18 protein-coding genes are annotated in these 20,687 nt (G+C 30.2%); 6 read left to right on the forward strand and 12 right to left on the reverse strand.

The features are described from left to right. Window positions 1-6: 6 nt before the first annotated feature. The 4 genes from AC5SML_RS05345 to AC5SML_RS05360 all read right to left on the reverse strand — a co-directional run bounded on the left by AC5SML_RS05345 (window position 7) and on the right by AC5SML_RS05360 (window position 1,764). On the reverse strand, window positions 7-336 hold the full coding sequence (locus tag AC5SML_RS05345; RefSeq protein ID WP_011281442.1) for a heavy-metal-associated domain-containing protein: 330 nt from the start codon (window positions 334-336) through the stop codon (window positions 7-9). A 132-nt stretch (window positions 337-468) separates the two neighbouring features. Beyond that, a complete protein-coding gene (locus tag AC5SML_RS05350; protein WP_494616990.1) occupies window positions 469-759 on the reverse strand; it encodes a hypothetical protein in 291 nt (96 codons plus the stop codon). Window positions 760-831: 72 nt separating this feature from the next. After that, window positions 832-1,269 (reverse strand): type IV pilin protein, encoded by a 438-nt coding sequence (locus AC5SML_RS05355; protein WP_494616992.1) that lies wholly within the window; start codon window positions 1,267-1,269, stop codon window positions 832-834. 9 nt (window positions 1,270-1,278) lie between these two features. Next, window positions 1,279-1,764, reverse strand: a complete 486-nt coding sequence (locus AC5SML_RS05360; RefSeq protein WP_011281445.1) for a prepilin-type N-terminal cleavage/methylation domain-containing protein — start codon at window positions 1,762-1,764, stop codon at window positions 1,279-1,281. 158 nt (window positions 1,765-1,922) lie between these two features. Here AC5SML_RS05360 and AC5SML_RS05365 point away from each other — a divergent pair, with 158 nt between their 5' ends. The 3 genes from AC5SML_RS05365 to AC5SML_RS05375 are packed head-to-tail and all read left to right on the forward strand — an operon-like array spanning window position 1,923 to window position 2,948. Next, window positions 1,923-2,207 (forward strand): STAS domain-containing protein, encoded by a 285-nt coding sequence (locus tag AC5SML_RS05365; protein WP_006997853.1) that lies wholly within the window; start codon window positions 1,923-1,925, stop codon window positions 2,205-2,207. Continuing rightward, window positions 2,204-2,503 (forward strand): STAS domain-containing protein, encoded by a 300-nt coding sequence (locus tag AC5SML_RS05370; RefSeq protein ID WP_006997852.1) that lies wholly within the window; start codon window positions 2,204-2,206, stop codon window positions 2,501-2,503. The genes AC5SML_RS05365 and AC5SML_RS05370 overlap by 4 nt, the downstream gene beginning before the upstream one ends. A 7-nt stretch (window positions 2,504-2,510) precedes the next feature. Further along, a complete protein-coding gene (locus AC5SML_RS05375) occupies window positions 2,511-2,948 on the forward strand; it encodes an ATP-binding protein (protein WP_027307138.1) in 438 nt (145 codons plus the stop codon). Here AC5SML_RS05375 and AC5SML_RS05380 read toward each other — a convergent pair. The 7 genes from AC5SML_RS05380 to AC5SML_RS05410 form a co-directional block, all read right to left on the reverse strand. Beyond that, window positions 2,941-4,173: a type II secretion system F family protein gene (locus AC5SML_RS05380; protein ID WP_006997850.1), complete on the reverse strand. Its 1,233-nt coding sequence runs from the start codon at window positions 4,171-4,173 to the stop codon at window positions 2,941-2,943. The genes AC5SML_RS05375 and AC5SML_RS05380 overlap by 8 nt on opposite strands. 2 nt (window positions 4,174-4,175) lie before the next feature. Further along, window positions 4,176-5,927: a GspE/PulE family protein gene (locus AC5SML_RS05385; protein WP_006997849.1), complete on the reverse strand. Its 1,752-nt coding sequence runs from the start codon at window positions 5,925-5,927 to the stop codon at window positions 4,176-4,178. Then, complete coding sequence (locus AC5SML_RS05390) at window positions 5,927-7,483, reverse strand: secretin GspD/PilQ domain-containing protein (RefSeq protein ID WP_006997848.1); 1,557 nt, start codon at window positions 7,481-7,483, stop codon at window positions 5,927-5,929. Before AC5SML_RS05390 ends, AC5SML_RS05385 begins: the two co-directional genes overlap by 1 nt. A gap of 2 nt (window positions 7,484-7,485) precedes the next feature. Next, window positions 7,486-7,992, reverse strand: coding sequence for a hypothetical protein (locus AC5SML_RS05395; RefSeq protein WP_006997847.1), 507 nt, complete (start codon window positions 7,990-7,992; stop codon window positions 7,486-7,488). Beyond that, entirely contained in the window at window positions 7,979-8,656 is a 678-nt protein-coding gene (locus tag AC5SML_RS05400) for a hypothetical protein (RefSeq protein ID WP_006997846.1), read from the reverse strand. Before AC5SML_RS05400 ends, AC5SML_RS05395 begins: the two co-directional genes overlap by 14 nt. Before the next feature lie 2 nt (window positions 8,657-8,658). Then, a complete protein-coding gene (gene pilM, locus AC5SML_RS05405) occupies window positions 8,659-11,397 on the reverse strand; it encodes a pilus assembly protein PilM (protein WP_494616994.1) in 2,739 nt (912 codons plus the stop codon). Window positions 11,398-12,740: 1,343 nt separating this feature from the next. Beyond that, window positions 12,741-14,087 carry a GAF domain-containing SpoIIE family protein phosphatase gene (locus AC5SML_RS05410; protein WP_006997844.1) on the reverse strand — a complete coding sequence of 449 codons (1,347 nt, stop codon included), beginning with the start codon at window positions 14,085-14,087 and terminating at the stop codon, window positions 12,741-12,743. A 99-nt stretch (window positions 14,088-14,186) separates the two neighbouring features. Here AC5SML_RS05410 and AC5SML_RS05415 point away from each other — a divergent pair, with 99 nt between their 5' ends. From AC5SML_RS05415 to AC5SML_RS05425, 3 genes are all read left to right on the forward strand, one after another. After that, entirely contained in the window at window positions 14,187-14,951 is a 765-nt protein-coding gene (locus tag AC5SML_RS05415; protein ID WP_027307142.1) for a prepilin peptidase, read from the forward strand. 66 nt (window positions 14,952-15,017) lie between these two features. Further along, window positions 15,018-15,731, forward strand: a complete 714-nt coding sequence (locus tag AC5SML_RS05420) for an AsmA family protein (protein WP_006997842.1) — start codon at window positions 15,018-15,020, stop codon at window positions 15,729-15,731. Continuing rightward, window positions 15,732-15,941 carry a hypothetical protein gene (locus AC5SML_RS05425; RefSeq protein ID WP_006997841.1) on the forward strand — a complete coding sequence of 70 codons (210 nt, stop codon included), beginning with the start codon at window positions 15,732-15,734 and terminating at the stop codon, window positions 15,939-15,941. Window positions 15,942-15,970: 29 nt separating this feature from the next. Here AC5SML_RS05425 and AC5SML_RS05430 read toward each other — a convergent pair whose 3' ends face one another. Further along, on the reverse strand, window positions 15,971-20,686 hold the full coding sequence (locus AC5SML_RS05430; protein WP_041185765.1) for a PilC/PilY family type IV pilus protein: 4,716 nt from the start codon (window positions 20,684-20,686) through the stop codon (window positions 15,971-15,973). Window position 20,687 lies beyond the last annotated feature (1 nt).

A 20,687-nucleotide genomic window follows, 5' to 3' on the forward strand; every position in this document is an offset into this window, starting at 1 on the left:
TTTTAATTAATCTACTAATTTTCTAGCTTCACCAGCATCAGTAATAATCTTATCAACACTCACCACTTTAATAACTTCAAAGCCGGTTCCAAGGATTGCTTTTTTATAATCTTCATTAGATAAATCAGATTTATCAGGGTAAGATGATACCGCAACACCTTCTGGCCATGAGACTTTAACAGTAGCAGATGGGCTAGCTGCTTGAAGTGCTTTAGTTACCATTTTTTGGCATTTAATACACATCATTCCATTTACTTGGGCAATTTGAGTTTGAGCTGCAAATAAATTGGTTGAAAATAAAACAAAACCTAAAAATAGTATATATTTTTTGAACATAGTTTTTCCTATTGTTAATTATAAGTCAAAGCTATCACGCATCAATTCATTTTAAAATTCGTCAATCGCCCAAAATGAGCCTTTTTGATTAAGATGAACTCAAATATCTATATTTCTTGAATAATTTATATATTATCTATGAATACTCATTGGATCAAAATAACAATCCATATGATCTATAGTTTCAAAAAAAATTTCATTTAACTCACTAGAATGAACCGTTGGACAAATTTTTTCTACATTTAATTCATTAATATAATCTTTTTTAAATTTTTTCATTGTTGAGGAGCCAGCATAAGATGCTGAAGCTTGTAAAATACTTCCAGAGTTAACTAGAGTTAAGCTTGGCCCAAGTACTGCAGAATATGGACCGCAATTATTTAATAACGGTATAAGCAAGAATATTAAAATAATTTTTTTCACATCATCAATTTATACAAGAATATTTAATTTGAAACTGTAAAACTATCCATTATGGGTGGTTAGCTAATTTTTTTAGCAATCATCGCCTCTAGTAAAATTGCCGTTACGACTAAGGATTAATTGGCAAGCTCCATCGATTTCTTTAGCAATTATATTAAAATTTGAAGAACCTATGCTTGCAACACAAATTTCATAACCCATGTCTTTACCAATTTGATCTCCTCCACCAAATAAAATTGTTTCAATATCATTAGATGTTGATGAAGAAGGTGTACAGCTATCATCGTCCTGCGTGTAATAACTTCCACTATTTGAATATTCTTCTGTTTGAGCTAGTGATATTTGTAGCATCACATTTTTTGCAGATTTTTCTTTAGTGCCTGAAATATAACCGCTGTAAGTAATAACTCCTACAGAAGCTAAAATACCAATTATTGCTACCACAACTAAAAGCTCAACCAGGGAAAACCCTAGTGAGCTTTTAATTTTTATTTTTTTTGTTTCTTGCAATCGAGATGATTATTCTATTGCAACAGCATTAGTTAGTACGTCAACAGTTGCGTCGTCACCATACTGTGTTGAAACGGTAATAGTTCCAGCATCATCCCCTGTTATTGTTGTAACACCTTTTCCTGATGCTAGACATGTTGTACTACCATCTGAAGCCGTTGGCACAGTACTACCGTCTGTTACTCCTTTACAAACTGGCGTGTATGTGTTTTTAAAATCTGCTAGTGCAGCAACAGCACCACTCATGATTAAAGCTTCTGTTCTGCCTGAACATGTTAAGTTTCCACTCATTGCAGTAGACTCTGTACCCATGTTACATTTTTGAATTTCAGCAGCTAAATATTTTGTTACTGCCCCTTGGTTTGATTTAGAAGCATTAATTTTTGCACTCTTAGTGTAACCATTGTAAGCAACAACACCTACCGCAGCTAAAATACCTATAATTGCTACAACAACTAGCAATTCAATAAGTGTAAAACCTTTATTATTTTTCATAATTTCCTCTGTTATTAGTTATTATTATTAAATTTATTATAATTATTGATGATGTAAACTAAAAATCTTATTATATTAAATAATAATCAAAGATAATTGACCATATTGGGTTTACTTGTTTCTTATTTTTGTTAATAGCTATAAATAGTAAATAAAATATGAAATATAAAGTTACAGATAATGAAAATGTAAGCACTGTTTTTCTTACTGGAGAAATAGATATGGATGTTGCAGATGAGGTAAGAGAAATTGTTTTTCCTTTAATTGATGCTGGAAAAGAAGTTCATTTAAATTTAAAAGATGTACCCTACATGGACTCTTCTGGTATATCGATAATTATAGAAAGCAATCAAAGAGCTCGAGAGAAAAATACTAAAGTTGAACTTAAAGAGGTTAGTCAACCTGTTGAAAAAGTTCTAGCAATGGCAAGAAAGTTTTTATGACATACAAAATTACAGAAGAAGACAATATAAGCACCATATTTTTAGATGGTGAAATAGACATGGATAAAACGGATGAAGTTAAGGGAGTTATCTTTCCTGTTATCGACTCTGGTAAAAATGTTGCTTTAAATCTAAGTAATGTTCAATACATGGATTCTTCTGGTATTTCAGTTTTAATAGAAAGTCATCAAAAAGCCCTTGAGAAGGGAACCAAGCTTGTCATTAAAGATGTGAGTAAATCTGTTTTAAAAGTAATCATGATGGCAAAGTTAGAACAAATTTTAAATTTGGAGTAAATAAATTATGAGTTTAGAAAACTTTAATCGTTCAGAAAAAAAAGATTTTTTAGTTAGCTCAGCAAGTTTGAAAGATGTCAGAGCTTTTTCTAGAGATGTTTTTGAAAAATTTAAAATTGATGAAGATTTAAGAGAAGAGTTAGTTTTAGCGATTGCTGAAGCTGCACAAAATATAGTTAAACATGCATATAAAGATATGCCTGATACTCAAGATAAAATGGTTGTAAGAATATCTTGTAGTGATGATGTTCTAGAGATTTCTTTCTTTGATAAAGGTAAACCAGTAGAAAAAAGCAAAGTTAAGCATAGAGCAATCGATGATATTAAACCAGGTGGACTAGGAACATTTTTTATTCAACAAATTATGGATTCAATTAATTTTGAACCAGGAAAAGAACCCTGGATTAATAATTTAGTTTTAACCAAAAAATTAAAAATTAGTTAATTAAAGCACCCACGTTAAATATTGGTGAGTACATGGCTATCATTAAACCACCAATCATTACTCCCATGAAAACAATCATGATAGGTTCAATTAAAGCAGACATGTTATCGACTGTCGTATCAAATTCTTCTTCATAATAAGCAGATACTGAATTAAACATTTCATCTAATTGACCTGTTTGTTCTCCGACAGAAATTAATTGACTAAAAGTTGGTGGGAAGAGTGGTTCTTTTAAAAAAAGTTTTGTTAAGGTATCACCAGAGAACACACCTTTTTTTACACTCTCTAGTGCATCAGTTATCACATCATTATTACTAACTGATTTTGCAATTTCTAAACTCTCTAATAAATTTACACCTGCTGCACTTAAATTACCCAAAATCAATGCAATTCTTGCCAGTAGAGATTTTAAGATCATATCTCCAAAAATAGGTAATTTTAAAATTTGTTTATGCCATCTAAAACGAATTGCAGCATTTCTTTTTACAATAAAATTAAACCCGAAATATCCGCCTATTCCACCAAACAGGATTACTTTTCCACCTGTACCACTTAAAAAATCACTCATTGCCATGATGGTTGCTGTTGCAGCGGGTAATTCTAAGCCCATTCCATCGTACATTTTTGCAAATACTGGAACTACTTTAATCAACATAAAAGCACTTACAGTAATCGCTACCGTAAACATGATCGCTGGATACATTAAAGCTCCCTTAATTTTTTTCTTAATCTTTTCTTTTTTCTCTAATGAATCTACTATTTTAAGTAAAAATACATCTAGCTTACCACTTGCTTCACCAGCTTTAATCAAGTTGACATAAATATTATCAAAATATTGAGGATATTTTTCAAAACATTTTGATAGGTTCACACCCCCTTCTAAACTTTTTCTAATATCTTCTATAATGTCTTTAAGAGCAGGACTTTCTAATTGGTCCCTTAACATTATTAAAACCTGCAAAATAGGTAAGCCCGCCTTAACCATGGTTGCAAATTGCTTTGAGAATATAAGAATTTCTTCTACTTTAACTTTTTTTTTCCCAAAAAGAGATGAGCCACCTGATTTTTTTTTTGCTTCACCTTTTTTTTTCTTAGACTTAATTATGTTGGTGATTATTACTTTTTTTTCTTTTAATAAATGAGAAGCTTCATCAAGGTTGATTGCCTCAATATCTCCTTCTACATATTTACCTTCGGATATTCCTTTATAAGTAAAAGCTTCCATTTTTATTCGCTTGAAAGAATTCTCTCATACTCTCTAAAATTAAGCTCACCAGATGCAATCATTCTTCTACCCATATCTTGCATCGTTCTAAATCCTTCCTTAATAGCTATTTCTCTTAATTCAGGAGTGGTTGCTTGTTTTAAAATAGCTTCTTTAATTGGTTTTGAGACCACTAAGATTTCATAAATACCTTGTCGACCTTTGTATCCTGAGTCACTACATTTTGCACAACCTTTACCTTTGATGGCTTTTACTTTTGAAGCGTCTTCATCACTAAACCCCATATCTTTAAGAACCTTAGGATTAACATCATCATCAGGCACTCTACAATCTTTACAATTTTTTCTAGCTAGTCTTTGGGCTACAACAAGTTGGCAGGCAGCACTTATTAAATAATCTGGCGTTCCCATGTTTTGTAATCTAGTAATAGTACTTGGAGCGTCATTAGTGTGTAGAGTACTAAATACTAAGTGACCTGTAAGGGCAGCCTTTAATCCGATATCAACTGTTTCTTTATCCCTCATCTCACCAACTAGAATAATTTCAGGGTCTTGTCTTAAAAAAGATCTTAAAGCTTTAGCAAAGGTAAAACCGATATCATCTTTAATTTGTACTTGTCCTACACCATCTAATTCATATTCCACAGGATCTTCAGCTGTTAAAATATTTAAATGGGGCTTACTTACTTCTTTTAAAATACTATATAACGTTGTTGATTTCCCAGATCCTGTTGGTCCAGTTACCAAAATTAATCCCTGACTACCGTGAATTCCTTTTCTTAGACTTTCTAAATCTTGCTTTTCAAAATTTAATTGTTCAAGGGTAATATCTCCCGCGTCTTTGTTAAGAATACGCATAACAATTCTCTCATTATTTGCAGTAGGTAAAATTGATAAACGTAAGTCAACTACTTTATTACCAATTTTAAAATTAATAGCTCCATCTTGTGGTAATCTTCTTTCTGCAATATCTAATTTACCCATAATTTTAAATCGAGTAACTACTGCCCCGTAATTGTCATGCAGAAACTGTCTATAGGTTTCTTGTTCTTGAAGCATACCGTCTAATCGATATCTTACTCTTGAACTAAATCGGTAAGGCTCTATATGAATATCACTAACACCCATTTTAATTGCATCTGCTACCACCGCTGTACTAAATTTGATTACCTCTGACTCATTTTCAATTGCTTCAATATCTTCTTCTGGTTTATTGTCTAAAACTTCCCCTGCATCTCCTAAATCTGTTTCAAAAGTTTTTGTTTTTCTCCTATTCTCATTTCGAATTGACGCAATAGTTACTTCATCTGTTTCACTTGATAATCTTTCAATATATTCAGAAATATCACCTATTTTTGCAGCATGAAGTTCTATGTTTTTTTTTGTAATAGCTTTTAAATTTCGCATCAATCCCAATTTTGAACTATCTGGGATTGCCATGTGTAAAGTTTTTCCATCAATTTTAAATGGTGCTACAAAATTCATCTTAATATAGTTTGATGGTAAAACTGTTTTTACTTCTTCAGTAATTTCAACTGACTTTAGATCAATTATTTCTAGATTTTGTTCTTTAATTAATAAATCAATTATTTTTTTTTCATCAGTAAGCTTTAATTCAAATATTGCATCAATTTGAGATTTATTGTTTTCAGTGCTTACTTTTTTAATATCTATTAAATCTTTTCCAGAAATAATGTCATTATCAATTAAGACATTAACTAAATTAATTTCACTCTCTCTACTTATTTTAAACATTATAAAATTCTTGGAGCGATAAATACCAATAACTCGTTCATTGTATCAGAATTTGATTTTCCACTAAGTACTTTTCCTAGAATTGGTACTTTTGACGTTCCTGGAACACCTTGTCTATTATTCGCTACGTTATTTTTTTTAATACCACCAATTACAACTATATCCCCATCAGCTACTAATAATTTTGTATTTATCTCCATTTTATTTACACCTACTGATGCTGCATTTGCTCTATTTGGAGTATCATTGTTTACTTGAATTGAAAGCATAACGTTTCCATCACCTATGATATTAGGAGTAACTATCAGTTTTAATGATGCATCAACTGGTTTATCTTCCCCTTCTCCACCATCAATATAAATTGTTTCACCCTGATTAATACTTGCTTGTTGATTATCTAATGTAAATAATTTTGGATTAGATACTGTTTTTGATAAGCCTTGAGCTTCTAAAAAATCAAGTTCAAGTTTTAAAACAGCAGAACCTGTTTTTTTCAATATTCCAATTCCACTTGTTGCAGCAGCTGACCCAAAATTTACTAAATTATCTGTTCCAGCACCGCTTGTAAAAGCACCTGTTGAATCAGATAATGCAGCCCCTGTTCCTGATGCAGCTCCTACACTGCTACCTCCTTGTGTACCACCCATTCTTAAACTTTTTCTTGTGTAAGCAGCTCCAAGTCTTTTTCCTAAACTTTGCTCAAATGTTGAAGTAGCTTCAACTATAAAAGCTTCTATTAAAACTTGTTTTGTTCTTTTATCAATTTCTCGAATAACTTTATCAACGATATCTAAATCTTTCTCTTTACCTCTAACAATAATTGATCTTGTGGTTGCTTCTTCCGTTACTTGTATTGGTATAAAATTCCCATTCGTTCCAACAGATGTAAATAATTCTGTGATTGTGGCTTTAGCTTCTGATGGGGTTATATAATAAAGTCTAAAAATTTCTGAAATAATTGGTTCTACTGAATCTTCTAATTCAACTTTTTTCTTAACTGCTGAAGCTCTCGCTGATTTATAACCTTCTTGTGACGTTAGATTAGCAGGAGTTGAAACTCTAATAATATTACTTGCTACATCTATGTCTGCTGCATAATTTTTTAAATCTAATAATGCATTAAATGCTTTATCCCATGGAACATTATCTAACTCTGCACTTATTGATCCTGCCACATCGTCACCTACTAAAATATTAATTTGACCAACTTCAGACATTAATTTCATTGCTTCTTTAAAATCTAAAGCTTGAAATTTAAAAGAAACATTTTGTTTTAAAGATTTGAAATCTTCCGAAATTAATAAATAATTTCTCTCTTTAACAGATGATATTTGTTTTCTTTTTTTAAGCTTTATGACATCACCTTCAGCAGGAGTTGGTCCCATTTCTACACTTTTTTCAACCTCTAGTTTTCCAGTTTTCTTGATATCAGTTTTTATTAGTGGGGTGTCGTGTTTAAAAGAACCAGTGTTTTTAGCAAATTTTTCAGCACAACCTGTTAAAAAAATAAATAAAAAAGGTAAAATTAAAAATAATATTTTGTTTTTAAATTTCATAATTATTTTGTTCTTTCTGTAATTTTATTATTAAAATTTATCACTAAGAGAGAGTTTTCATTTTTTTCAAAAACTGCTTCTCTATTATTTAATCCAACTAATTTTACTCCAGGGCTTAATTCTTCAAACCTAGCTAAAGTAATTATATTTCCACTTGAATTAATTAAAGATACGAACCCATCATCATTTGCAGAGGTCATTATCCCAACTAATTTAAACTTATATAAGCTCATTTCATTTTGTGCCTCTTCTGGATTACTTGATAAAATTGTATTACCACCAGTTAATGAACTATCTCCAGCAAAAGGATCGTTTAATGGAAGAGGCTCTTCATCTTTAATTTCTGATGAAATATTCGATTGTGAATTTGCCTGTTTTTCTTTGATCTTTTTATTTATCTCTTTAGCTTTATCAATAATGTTTTGCTCTTTATCATGACTATCAGCCATGGAAACTTTTGATAGCAACATAAAAAACACTGAAATAATGATTATTTTAAAAAAATTCATTTGGTAACCCCACTATTGTTAACGTACCTTTTACTTTTATCGCTCCAGTTGTATTCCCTTTTACCACCTGAATAGACTCTTTGTCAAAGTTTAACATTTTGTTAGAAAGCGATAGAGCTCTTTTAAATTTTATGTAACCAATAAAATTACCATCAATTTCAAAATCAACAGGGATCAAATAATAGGCAATATTTGCAACATTTTTAACTTGGTTGTTTTTCTTTTTTTTCGTTTTTTTACCGTCTGCTTGGGCTAAGGCTTGTGCTTTTAATACTTCTTGAATTACCTTTTTTTCAATTCTAGTGATTACTAGATCATTTTGTCCGGCGTATTCACTTAATGTTTGATAAAGACCCTCTACTTCAGCTTTAGAATGAAACAAGCTAGAGTATTTTTCATAATCAGGCTTAAGTTTTTTAATTCTTGCTCTCATTGAATAAATTTCAGAAGTAAATTTTGCAGTTTCTTGTATTTTCAAATTCATGTCGTCCAATTTAGCTTTTCTAGACTCAACCATTGGATTTAAAATTGCGTAATAAATTATTAAGAAAAAAACAATTGCACCAAAGATTATTCCTATTTTTATAAGAGTTTTTTTATCAGCTAATTTTGTAATCTGATCCTTGATATCAGACATGTTAATATTTTTTAAATCTATATCCATTGCTATATTTTACCTGTTTTAATTTTTACAAACACTCTAAAACCTTTCATTGTAGCACCACCTGCTGTAGATTTTGGTAATCGCATTGATGATAATGATGCTTGCTCAACCAATTTTTGATTTCCTAAATTTTCTATAAATTTCAAAATATCTTGATCACTTGCAGCTATTCCTTGAATAGTTAATCTTCTAGATCCATTAAATTCAACTTGATCAAATTTTACACGGTTTGGAACACTTGAGGCTACTTGAGCTAAAATTCTATAAGTTAATTCTTTATTTGATTTAAGTGTTCTACTTAATTTTAAAGACGTATTAATTACACTAAGTTCTTTTGAAACTATTTTTTTCTGTTTAATAATTTTAGCATGATCTATTTTTACAGTTTCATATTGTTTTAATTTATTATTATAGGAAACAATATTCCAAAAAGATAAACCAAATAATACCACATAAATTGCAACTACAGCAGCAGTAATACCCTTGAATGCAAAACCTGAAATTGCTTTCATCTTCTTTTGCTTCATTACATTTGATCTATCTGGAAGAAGATTTATATTTTTAACTGCAGTAACAAATTTATAATAACCAAAGACATCAAGTTTTCTAAAGGCTAAGCCAACAGAAGTAGATAGATAAGATCTATTTAACTTATTATCTAAAATTTGTTGATACTGACTTGGAATTTTTAATCCTTCTGTGGGATCAAAAGTGTTAAATCCAACATTCATTAAAATTTTTCTAAAACTTCCTAAATATTCATCGACATTTTTAATATCTGAAACAACTTTTATGTTTCGAATTCTCTTTTCATATTTAGTCTCAAAATCTTGAATTGCTTGCTTAACTTGAGTAACATATCTTCTAACTAATCCTTCTTTTTCTTCAGTATCTTGGGAATCTTGTAAAATTTTTCTATCTTGCCCTCTAATAAAAATATCAGTTATTATTGGGTTATTATTATAGAGGATCATTAAATAATTTTCATCTAATCCAAATTCTAAAACAGCAGTTAAATTGGCATCCTCAGTTTTATTTGTTATTTGATTAACTTGATCAACTGATGACTTTAAAGCAAAACATTTAACATCTATGATTACAGGATTTAAACCTGCATTTTTAATTATTGAAGTATAACTATTTATATCAGTTAATTTTGATGCAACGAATAAAATATCCATTGTATTTTCTTTATCATTTCTATTTATGACTTGATGAAAAATAGAATAATCTTCCAAACTATCTGTTAGTTGAACTAGGTTTTCCCACAATGAATTAGTTTCGATTGCTTTATTTAATTCATCTTCTTTCATTAAAGGTGCGGTGACTACTCTTATGATTGCACTAGTTACCGGAATAGCAATTGCTGCATTTGGTGAAGTTATTTTGTATTTTTGAATTGCTAATACTAATTCTTCTGAAAATTTATCCGCATTATCAATTGGAGTACTATCATCTGTAATGTCGACGGGGTGAATATGTAATTTTTCTAACACCCATTGATTAGCTTTGTTACTAGAAACTTGGACTATTCTTATTTCTTTATTTGCTAACTCAATACCAATTATTTCTTCGCCTTGAACACTAGATTTACCTAATTTGGATTTGAAAAAATTTTGTATTTTTGATTTATAATTTCCAACTTTAGAATTATTAAAAGATGATTTTTTTATATTTTTAGCAAAATCTGGTTTTTTAATTTTAATTTCCTTAATTTTTCCAAAAATATTTGATAATTTACTTTTTACCTGATCTTGGGTAGATATTTCTGAGTTTTCATTTAATGGAACACTTGAAGTTTGTGGTTGTGCTTCATTATTACTTTGATTGGTTGTTGAAATATCAATTTGTGAAGATTCACCCTCTTCTGGCTTAATATTTTCTTCAATTTTTAATTTTTTACTTTCTTCATGAACATCATCAAACCATTTTTCCAAAATTGGTATTGCATCATCTAAATTTGTTGTTCCAGAAGATGAAATTTTTTGTTTACCATCAATATAAAGTCTACCTACCCAGTTTCTTGATTTAAGTTCACCTTTATATTTATCTTGCCTTACATATATATGTAGTCTTCCATCTTTTTTATGAATTACCTCATGCTCTTTTTTTTGTTCCTCATTATTAGTATTTGATGCACTTACATTTTGCTCAACAGATTCATCTTGAGATTGTAAAGTTTCTGAATTTTCAGTTAAATTATCATTTTCATTGGATTTTTCTGATTCATTATTATCAGTTTCTTGAGGATTTAAAGTATCAGTTGAATCGTTTTCAGATTGGTTTTCCTGATCACTCTTTAAAGTCTCTTCATCATTATTAGTATTTGATGCACTTACATTTTGCTCAACAGATTCATCTTGAGATTGTAAAGTTTCTGAATTTTCAGTTAAATTATCATTTTCATTGGATTTTTCTGATTCATTATTATCAGTTTCTTGAGGATTTAAAGTATCAGTTGAATCGTTTTCAGATTGGTTTTCCTGATCACTCTTTAAAGTCTCTTCATCATTATTAGTATTTGATGCACTTACAATTTGCTCAACAGATTCATCTTGAGATTGTAAAGTTTCTGAATTTTCAGTTAAATTATCATTTTCATTGGATTTTTCTGATTCATTATTATCAGTTTCTTGAGGATTTAAAGTATCAGTTGAATCGTTTTCAGATTGGTTTTCCTGATCACTCTTGAGAGTATCTTCCTCTTTATAATCAAATTTATCTTTATTATCTTCGTCCATAAAACTTATAAATAAAAATTAATATTTAAATTGTTAATTGATTCTCTAACACAAAATTAATAAAATTCTAACACAAGATTATAATCATTATGTTCAAAATGGGTTGAATTTAATAATGAAATACAAAATATTCAATTAAATCAACAGTTTATTAAAATCATTGAAAAAAATTAAATTTAAGATATTTTTTTCTAAATAATATTTTCTCTAACACATTTATCATAATTTTATCTTTTTATATTGTGTTAGAAATTTAATATTTTTTTCTATTTTTAAAAAATAAGTAAAATAGCTATTTTTTATTAAAACAACTTTTAATTGTTTTTTGTGTGAGAGAAAATTTTTTTTGTGTGAGAGAAAAATTTATTTGTGTTATAATTTTTTTAATTTTTTTTGTTTAGAATTATTCTAATATATTTTTTTTTCCTACATTAGAAATATTCCAAACTATTTTTTTTCTCTTTAGAAAGATTCTAATATATTTTTATTTTACTTTAGAAAGATTCTAATATATTTTTTGCAAATTTTAGAATTATTCTAATTTATAAAAAAAAAAATTATTTTTTTTTCTCTAACACAAAAATTTTATTCTAACACATTTAAAAAAAAAAAATTATTTCATTTTGTGTTAGAAAATTAACATAATATTCTTTTTTAAAAAAGTAAGCAAAATCAACGTTTTTAATATTATGAATATAAAACATAAAATGTGTTAGAGCTATATTTATTTTGTGTTATAATTATTAATATTATCATATTTTTAAAAAAGTCAATAAAATCAACATTTTTTATATTTTCAATAAATTTATTGATTTGTGTTAGAGATAATTTTAATTTTTATCCTATGTGTTAGAGATAATTTATATTTTTTATGCTGTGTGTTAGAGATAAATATGAATATTAACAAAAGCTCAAACAGCCTTACATCACTCATCCCTTTGGGATAATATATATAAATTTTAACATTGATCCATCAAATTGTTGATTATTGCGGATGCCAATATTAGATTTTGATACAATTTATATTATGGTTAAAGCCTAAATCTGGGGACTAAACTCAAATTAACTAATTAAATCTGATTTGTGGCAAATTATGAGAGATTTCACTCTAAATTAGAGATTTGACTACCAGTATAGGATTTATAGCAAATTATGAGAGATTTCACTCTAAATTAGAGATTTGACTAGGATTGCAGGATTTATTTCTAATTATCAGATATTTGACCCAAAATTAGAATTATTACATGAAACTGGGGGTAATTACTCTTATTAACTGGAAACTATCCCATAAACATTTTTACTCTATCTTAAAGAGTGTAAATAAAAACATCTATCCATAATTATTAACCATCAACCGTTACAATTGTTAAATCATCCTTTTGTATTCGACCAGATTTAATTATATCCTCGATAATCTTGTTTAATCTTTCATGGTTTGGAATTTGTTGATACTTTTTTATATAATCTTTAAATCCTTCTGCCTCTAACATACTTCCTTTAGCATCTCTTATTTCCGTAATACCATCAGTAAAAATATACATTGAGCTGTTTGAAAAATTAATTTTGGTTTCTTTAAATTTAAACTTAGGAGCAATGCCTAAAGGAGGTCCTGCTTCTTCAAAATTAGAAAAGTTTCCATCTTTAGAATAAATTAACGGAGGTTCATGACCAGCGTTTGATAAAGTTAATTCTTTTTTGTTACTATCGTAAATTCCAACCAGCATTGTTACAAACATTCCTCTTGAAGTAGTTTCACAAATTTCTGTATTTAAAATATCTAAAAGACCTGCTGCAGAAAAATTTGTTTTACTTAAACATCTATAAAGACTAGATGCTTTAGACATTAGTAATGAAGATTTAATTCCTTTACCTGAAACATCTGCAACTCCAAATCCGTAAACTCCATTAGATAATTCTGAAAAATTATAAAAGTCTCCAGAAACAACTTTGGCAGGAATATTTATTCCAGCAATAGGAAAATTTTCTTTAATGTTTTGAGATAGTAATGTTTTTTGAATCTCTCCAACAATTTCTATTTCTTTTTCTATTCTATTTTTAACAATCAAATCTTTTGCCATCTTAGCATTTCTAATTGCTAATGCAGCAGGACCAGATAAAGTTTCTAAAAGTTTTCTATCGCTTTCTTCAAAAAGTTTGTTGTCTGTTTTTTTATTTAAACAATGAATAACACCAATACATTCATCTGAAACAATTAATGGTGAACATAAAACAGAATAAGTTGTAAAATTTGTTTTATTATCTAAATCAAAATAAAATTCTGCAATTTCTCTTACATCCTTTCTAACATCTCCAACTCTTATACATTGTTTCATGAGTGCTGCTTTTCCCATGACACCTTGAGTAATTGGAATTTCAAAATCTTCTAGATATGCTTGGTGTTTTGATGCAATACATTGAAAGTTTTGCTTATCATTATCTATTAAAAAAATGTTAGCAGCTTGAGCATTAATTCTTTTAATAATTAGCTCTAATGAAGTTTGTAGTGTTTCTTTTAAATCAAGAGTTTTAGCAAACTCCTGGCCCATTTTTGTAACCAATTCTAAGTCTTTAACGCTTGTATTGTCGACTTTTATTGTTTCTGTTTTTTTAGCACCAAAGAACATGTTATTTATAAATTGATATTCATTAAATTTTTGATAGTTTTGAGACTGATGGAACTCATTATTCATAGTCCTAACTTCTACTTACACCTTACAGACGCAATGATGCTTGTACAATATTGCATTGATGGTTTCATAGAACTGTCCTCCAAAATTAAATTATAAGTTGTGTTATATCTTATAGCATTTATCTTTGGAAGTATATGGGGCAGCTTTAGTAACGTTTGTATCCATAGAATTCCTGACGATATAAGCGTTGTAACAGGAAGATCCCACTGTCCATCCTGTAAAACCCTAATTAAATGGCACGATAACATTCCATTATTTTCATATTTGTTTTTAAAAGCAAAATGCAGAGGTTGTTCGGCTAAAATTAATATTAAATATTTTTTAGTAGAATTAATATCAGCAATAAATTTTGTAGTAATTTTTCATTTCTTTGGAGTTTCATTAACTACTCTTCTTTTTTTTATTTTAAGCATCTGTTTTGTGATTATTTTTTTTATTGATTTAAAACATTTCATAATTCCAAATGAGTTAACATACCCTCTTATGATAATTGGTTTATTAAAATCATTTGATCCAAATTTAAATACCACTCTGTTTCCAAATTTAGTTAACTCTTTAATAGGTGGTTTGTTTGGTTACATAATCATTTGGTTAATAATTTTTACTTATAAAAAATTAAGAAACAAAGAAGGAATGGGTTTGGGTGATGCTAAATTACTTTCTGTAATTGGTTTTTGGTTTGGATGGGCTTCAATTCCTTTTGTAATATTTTTTTCATCTGTCATTGCACTTTTAAGTGTTGTCCCAGATATAATTAAAAATAAAAAAGATCTTTCGTCTCAAATTCCTTTTGGTCCTTATTTAATTATAGGAAACTTAGTTTTTCTTATTTTTAATGAACAGATAAGATTATTTTTGAATTAAGAATATAACCCAGAGTGGTCGATTAACCATTAGAATTATTTTTTAAATTAATATAGATCAGTGTGTATGAAAAAATTTCTTTCCATAATAACCATATTCACTTTATCTTTTTATATATTGGTTGAATTTATAGGAGACAGATTAATTAAAAATATATTAGAAGATAATATTTCAAGTTCATTAAATAGAGAAGTATCAATTAAAAAATTAAGTATTGATTATTTAAGTGGTGAAGCTCGTGCAAATAACATTAAGATACTTAACAAAAAGTTTGATGGTAATTTAGCAGAAGTAGATTTTGTTAAAGTAAATTTAGATACATTCTCAATTTTTTCTAATGATATATTGATTAACGATGTTCAATTAAACAATATAAATTTAAATTATTATTTTAAATTTTCTGACAGAATTACTTCAGACAATCTAAGAAATCTTCAACAAGATCTTGAATTTAAAAATACCGACTCTCAATCAAGCAAATACTTTAATATTAAAAACCTAGATGCTAAAAATATTAATTTAGCCGTATTATCTTCTGATTTTGATTTTGAAAAAACCTTTACAATTAATGATATGAATTTTAAAGATATTGGTAATACTAAGGATAGTAAAAACTACAAAGATATTTTAAAAAAAGTATTTAAAGACATGGTGGTTGATGTACGAGAAAAAATAATGAGTAATAATTTATTAGATGCTGTTAAAAATTTGGATATCAAGCAAATAGAGGATACAGTAAAAGACAAATTAAAGAACAAGCTGAAAGGTTTGATTAACTAAATGAATACTTTTTTATTTATCAACATTATTATTGCATCATTAAATATATTCATTTTAGTTTATGCATATTCTTTAAATTTTTTTCCAATCAAATGGAGAAAAAAAATAAAACAAGATTCAATTGTTGGTTTGGCAATTATATTTATAACTATGCTTGATATGTTTGTGTGGGTTATATATTCCTATTTTAGGTTGTTTTCAGCTTCTTAGATCCACTTGTGAGAGTGTTATAACTTGAATTAATATCCTGTATCTCTCCAACCACCTGTATTTGACAAGATCTCACCAGGAACAGCTATAACAGAATATAAAGTATCACTGTCTTCACTAGGCCCTGCAACGTTTGCGTAAAGTTTGTCACCAAATATTACTAATTCAGATAAAACCCCTTCTCTAATGAATGTACAGTTGCTTCCGTTAGCTTCTGCGCCTTTAACAAGTTTATGTGAATTATTAGTTCCACATTCATCATCTGCTACACAAATATATGCATTTCCAATATTACATCGATTTGATCCTGGAGGCGGTTCATAAACTGGAAAATATACTTGTCCTTTAAATAAAGTTGGTGGGGCAGATGCTTTTCTGTGTGAATTATTATCACCTTGTGTATCTAAATGGATTACCCAGGCACTTTCTGCAGAATCTGGGCAAAGACTAGCATCAGTATCTCCTGTAACATCTGAGCAAACAGTTGCATCATCAATCGATTTAGCATTATCAGCTCCTTGATGAGCTGTGGATGTAAAAGCTTGATCATCAAATGAAGGAATAGTCACTCCATTTAAATGTTTAAAATAAGGATAATCAAAATCTCTAATCCCATATAAAATATTATCCATATTTCTATCTATATCTCCAAGTTTATTAAAGTCTCCAGTACCACCAAACAACCAAAAATCTTTTGTGGTAACTCCTACACCTGCATCCATTGAGAAAAAAGTATATCTTTTATTGGTAGTACTTGCGTTTAATCTAAATAAGGTTGTTTGATCAAATAATTTAGCATCATTTTTTGTAGAGTCTGTTAAATTTATTTTAGTAATTTTTCCTTCTCTATCATTAATATAAACCATTGCCCCACGCCAAGGAATTCCAAATCCAGTATCAGGAGTGATCACAAGTGGGGACGTTGGAACCGCATTATTAATATTGCTACCGTTAGGTGTTTCAATTATATCATTTCCAAGAGCCACGCCTGATGGCGATGTATCAACAATTGTAATTGGTCCACCGTTTTGATCTCCACCGTAAAGTTTTCCTGGCTCATCCATATTGTCTAATTCAACCATAAACAAAGCAGAGCCCGCACATAAATTATTATTAGCCATTCCTGCACCCATAATTGCAACATATTTATCATTTGCTGGGTCTTCTCTCTCTGCTTCAATGTCTGATGGTAATCTTACAATTCTTGGTGTTGACCAAGTTTCACCTAATTTACTATAGTCAAAGAATGGATCAATTCCAGAAGATGATGTGCATGAGGTTTGAACAAATATATTTGTTGTTTCTCTTGTTTCATTTACACTTCCACCTGGATTATAAATTTTATCTTCATCAAAAGTAATTACAAATTGGCCATCGATCATTCTTGCATCTGAAAATTCTACTGGCAAAAATTCACCATCAACCATTTCTGAAACATTTATCATGTTTTCAGGTATGGATTGATTATTTGGGGTATTAAAAGATATATCACTAAAAGTGAAAGTTCTTCCTATGTAACAAGAAGCAGTTCCAGCAGTTTTAAATTCTCCAGTCACATCTGCATCAGACTGACATACAGCAATTGCATCTTGATTAGTAGTCGTCTCCGAGTCGATGGCTTCATCAGCAGTAACAGCTTCATTAAAATTTGATTGCGCTTTTAGGGCTTCATCTGAAGCAGATATTTCTGCAGAGCTTGAAAAATACTCTAATTCTCTAACTTCTCCTTCGTTGTCCATGATATATACAACATTATTAATATAATCATTATATACACTGAACATATGCATTGGTCCTAAACCATCTCTTACTAGTGGAGTGGTTACATCTAATACTGAAAAACCAGATCCACCTCTTCCAAACGGTTGGAATAATATGGTATGCCAACTAGCGGAACCTTCGACATCACCCTCTGGAGTTAAGCCTTTCATAAACACATCATGGACAACTGGAGAGCCGTCTACTCCAAACACTGCATTACTACCTCCCTTAAATCCATCAATTGCTCCATCAAGTCTGGAGTTAATTAATGTAGGTAATTTTCCAATTAAAAAGGGTGGTAAGAATGCCCATTCTTCATTTCCTGTTTCAGCAGAAAAAGCATGGAGTAATCCACTGTTAGAACCTGCATATAAAATATTTCTTCTACTTTGTTGTGAAGCTTTAAAGGCTTGATAATTATTTATAGTTCTAAAGTAAGCTTCTTGGTTATTATCAGTAAATTGGGTATTTCCATCTGGTGCGCCAATTTCAATTAATTGAGAATGATATATATCTCCAAGAACATGGCTTCTTAATTCTGTAGTGTCACAATCTCCATCATAATCAAAAAAATCTTGACCAGCTAAAAAACGTAGAATTCCATCTCGCTCATCATCTGTGGTATCATCTCCACCACATTTTGATGTTGAGGAATGATAATTTCTAAGAACATATCCTAGTCTTTCCATCTCAGGTTCTAAAGTTGGTGCAGTAGCCTCATTAACGTTATCCCAATTTCCTAAATAATCTAAACTTTGATCTGCAATGGGTGTCCATATATTTCTGCTATCAGCTGTACCAGGATCTGTAGGCCCGCCAGCTGCTTGCGTTCTTACTCGAGCTGCTGCATCCCAGTTTCCTGGTGCGTTAGGATCATGTTCAACTGTTCCATCTGCATTTAAAGTTTTCCTCAATATGGTTCCTTTCCACTCTCCAAATTGTTCATAAGCAAATTGCGCTTGGTATAATGAACCCCCTTGTTGAATGGTTGCTGTAATGGATGGTGCGGTAAATGCTAATCGCTCAGCTAAAATTTGTCTAATTTTCTGCTGAAGCTCAGTCTGAAGTTCCAGAGGTGTAGTGGCTACAATAGTTTGTTCACAATCTTCACCACCTGCTGCATCACATGAACCAACTAAAGCTAATTCATTAAATCTATTCATACCACTAGCTTTTATTCCATCTCCATAAGCAACCATCAAAGTTTTAATTCCTAATTCCTCTCTCATTCTCGTAAGTCTGCCTGCCGTACGCCCTTGAAAACTAGTTGAAGCAGTTCCTGTACCAGACATCTCACCATCACCAATAACAATTACATAATTTAACTGACAGTCAGAGTTTGGGTCATGAGGAGAAACTGGACCAAAAAAATAATCATGAGCAATCTGAGAAAATGCTTCAGAGTCTGTGCCCCACTCCACTCCTAATCTCTCAACAACAGGAATAGCGTTACCAGCACCCTCTGGACCAATTCCAACATTTAAACAAGAATTACCAGTACATATTCTGCTTTGACCAGCAGGATGATTGCCGGACCAACCTCCATAATAATTGCAAGAAGTACCACTACCATGGCAATATTTGCCACCTCTTCTACCAGTTTTTCCCTGACTACCTTCGCCAGCGTTCCAGTGACCAAAACCAAAATTAGCACCACTAGTTAAAGTACTATCTGTCAAAACGGCAATAATTGCTGCTTTTGCTCCGTCTAGTCTTGTTATTTTTGGCCCACCATATTGAATTTGCCAAGCTGTATTTCTATTTGCAGATGTAAAATTAGCTTCTGTTAATTCATCAACATAACTATTATGACTAAATAAAATTCTCCCACCAGATTTACTTATAGCAGTTAGTGCATTTGTAACTCTAACGCTATCAGCAGCTAAATTTCCAGCAGCTTGACCAGCGTTTGAAAGTGAACTAGCGGTTCCTAGACCGGTAATACGTGTACAAATGTTGTACCCAGCAGTCCATTGTACTCTTACAAGTTCTCTTCCGCTACCTCCTACAAAAAAAATATCATCGTCATTGCTAGATAACTCAAATTGTGTAATTTGGTTTATAGTTGAGTTACGGCTAGCACGACACTCCTTTTTTTCACCCCAGGCATATGAAATTACATTTTGTCCTCCAACATTTCTTGTTGCATATTCATAAAGATTCCCATCATCAGAAATATACATTCTTGTAGAGTCGCTATTTAATCTATAACGGTTTCCGTCATATATTCTGCCAAACACATCCGTTTGACCTTTACCTCTACCTGTAATTTCTTCGCAATCAGCTTGATTTAGATTACAGGTCATTTGAAAAGCATTTTTTCTACCCGATCTACCAAAAACTCCTACAATAATATGTCCTGCTGCATTAGCACTAATGTCCATACCGCGAATATGTTTTACACTATTTACCGTTAGTGCAAGTCTACATCTATATTGTGTATCAAGGGCAATAACTGCAACAGAAGAGGACCCATCATCAAATTGAACAGCAAATAAAAGATTTTCGTTACTGATATTAGTTCCTGGAACAGTTACTCCTGTTACATAGCGAGCTTCATGATATTTTCTAGTTGTAGAAATAAGATGATTAGTTGTTCTGGATCCATCCCTTAAACGGTAATCACATCGTTGATCAGTATTACTTCCTGCCCACCAAGTATCTCTTGTATAAGATCCGCCTGATTGATTGGTTCCAGTAAAGTTAATTCTCTCACCGGCAGAATTAAAAAGATATAATCCTCCCAGCGATTTATCGGCACTTGTTAAAACCCTATTTCCATTTCCATCGATTGCAGCAGAGCTTATAACAGGAATACCATCTCCTAATGTACGTCTCATACTAGCGGAGCTATCTAATAAAATTAAAATATTAGCTGGTACATCCCCTTCACCTGATCCAGGTGGCAATGGTTTTGCATAAGATGTTTGATTAAAATTAATAATTAGAATTAATAAACTAAATAATTTAAATAATATTTTCATA

It is taken from the genome of Candidatus Pelagibacter sp. PS_17 (assembly GCF_059417945.1).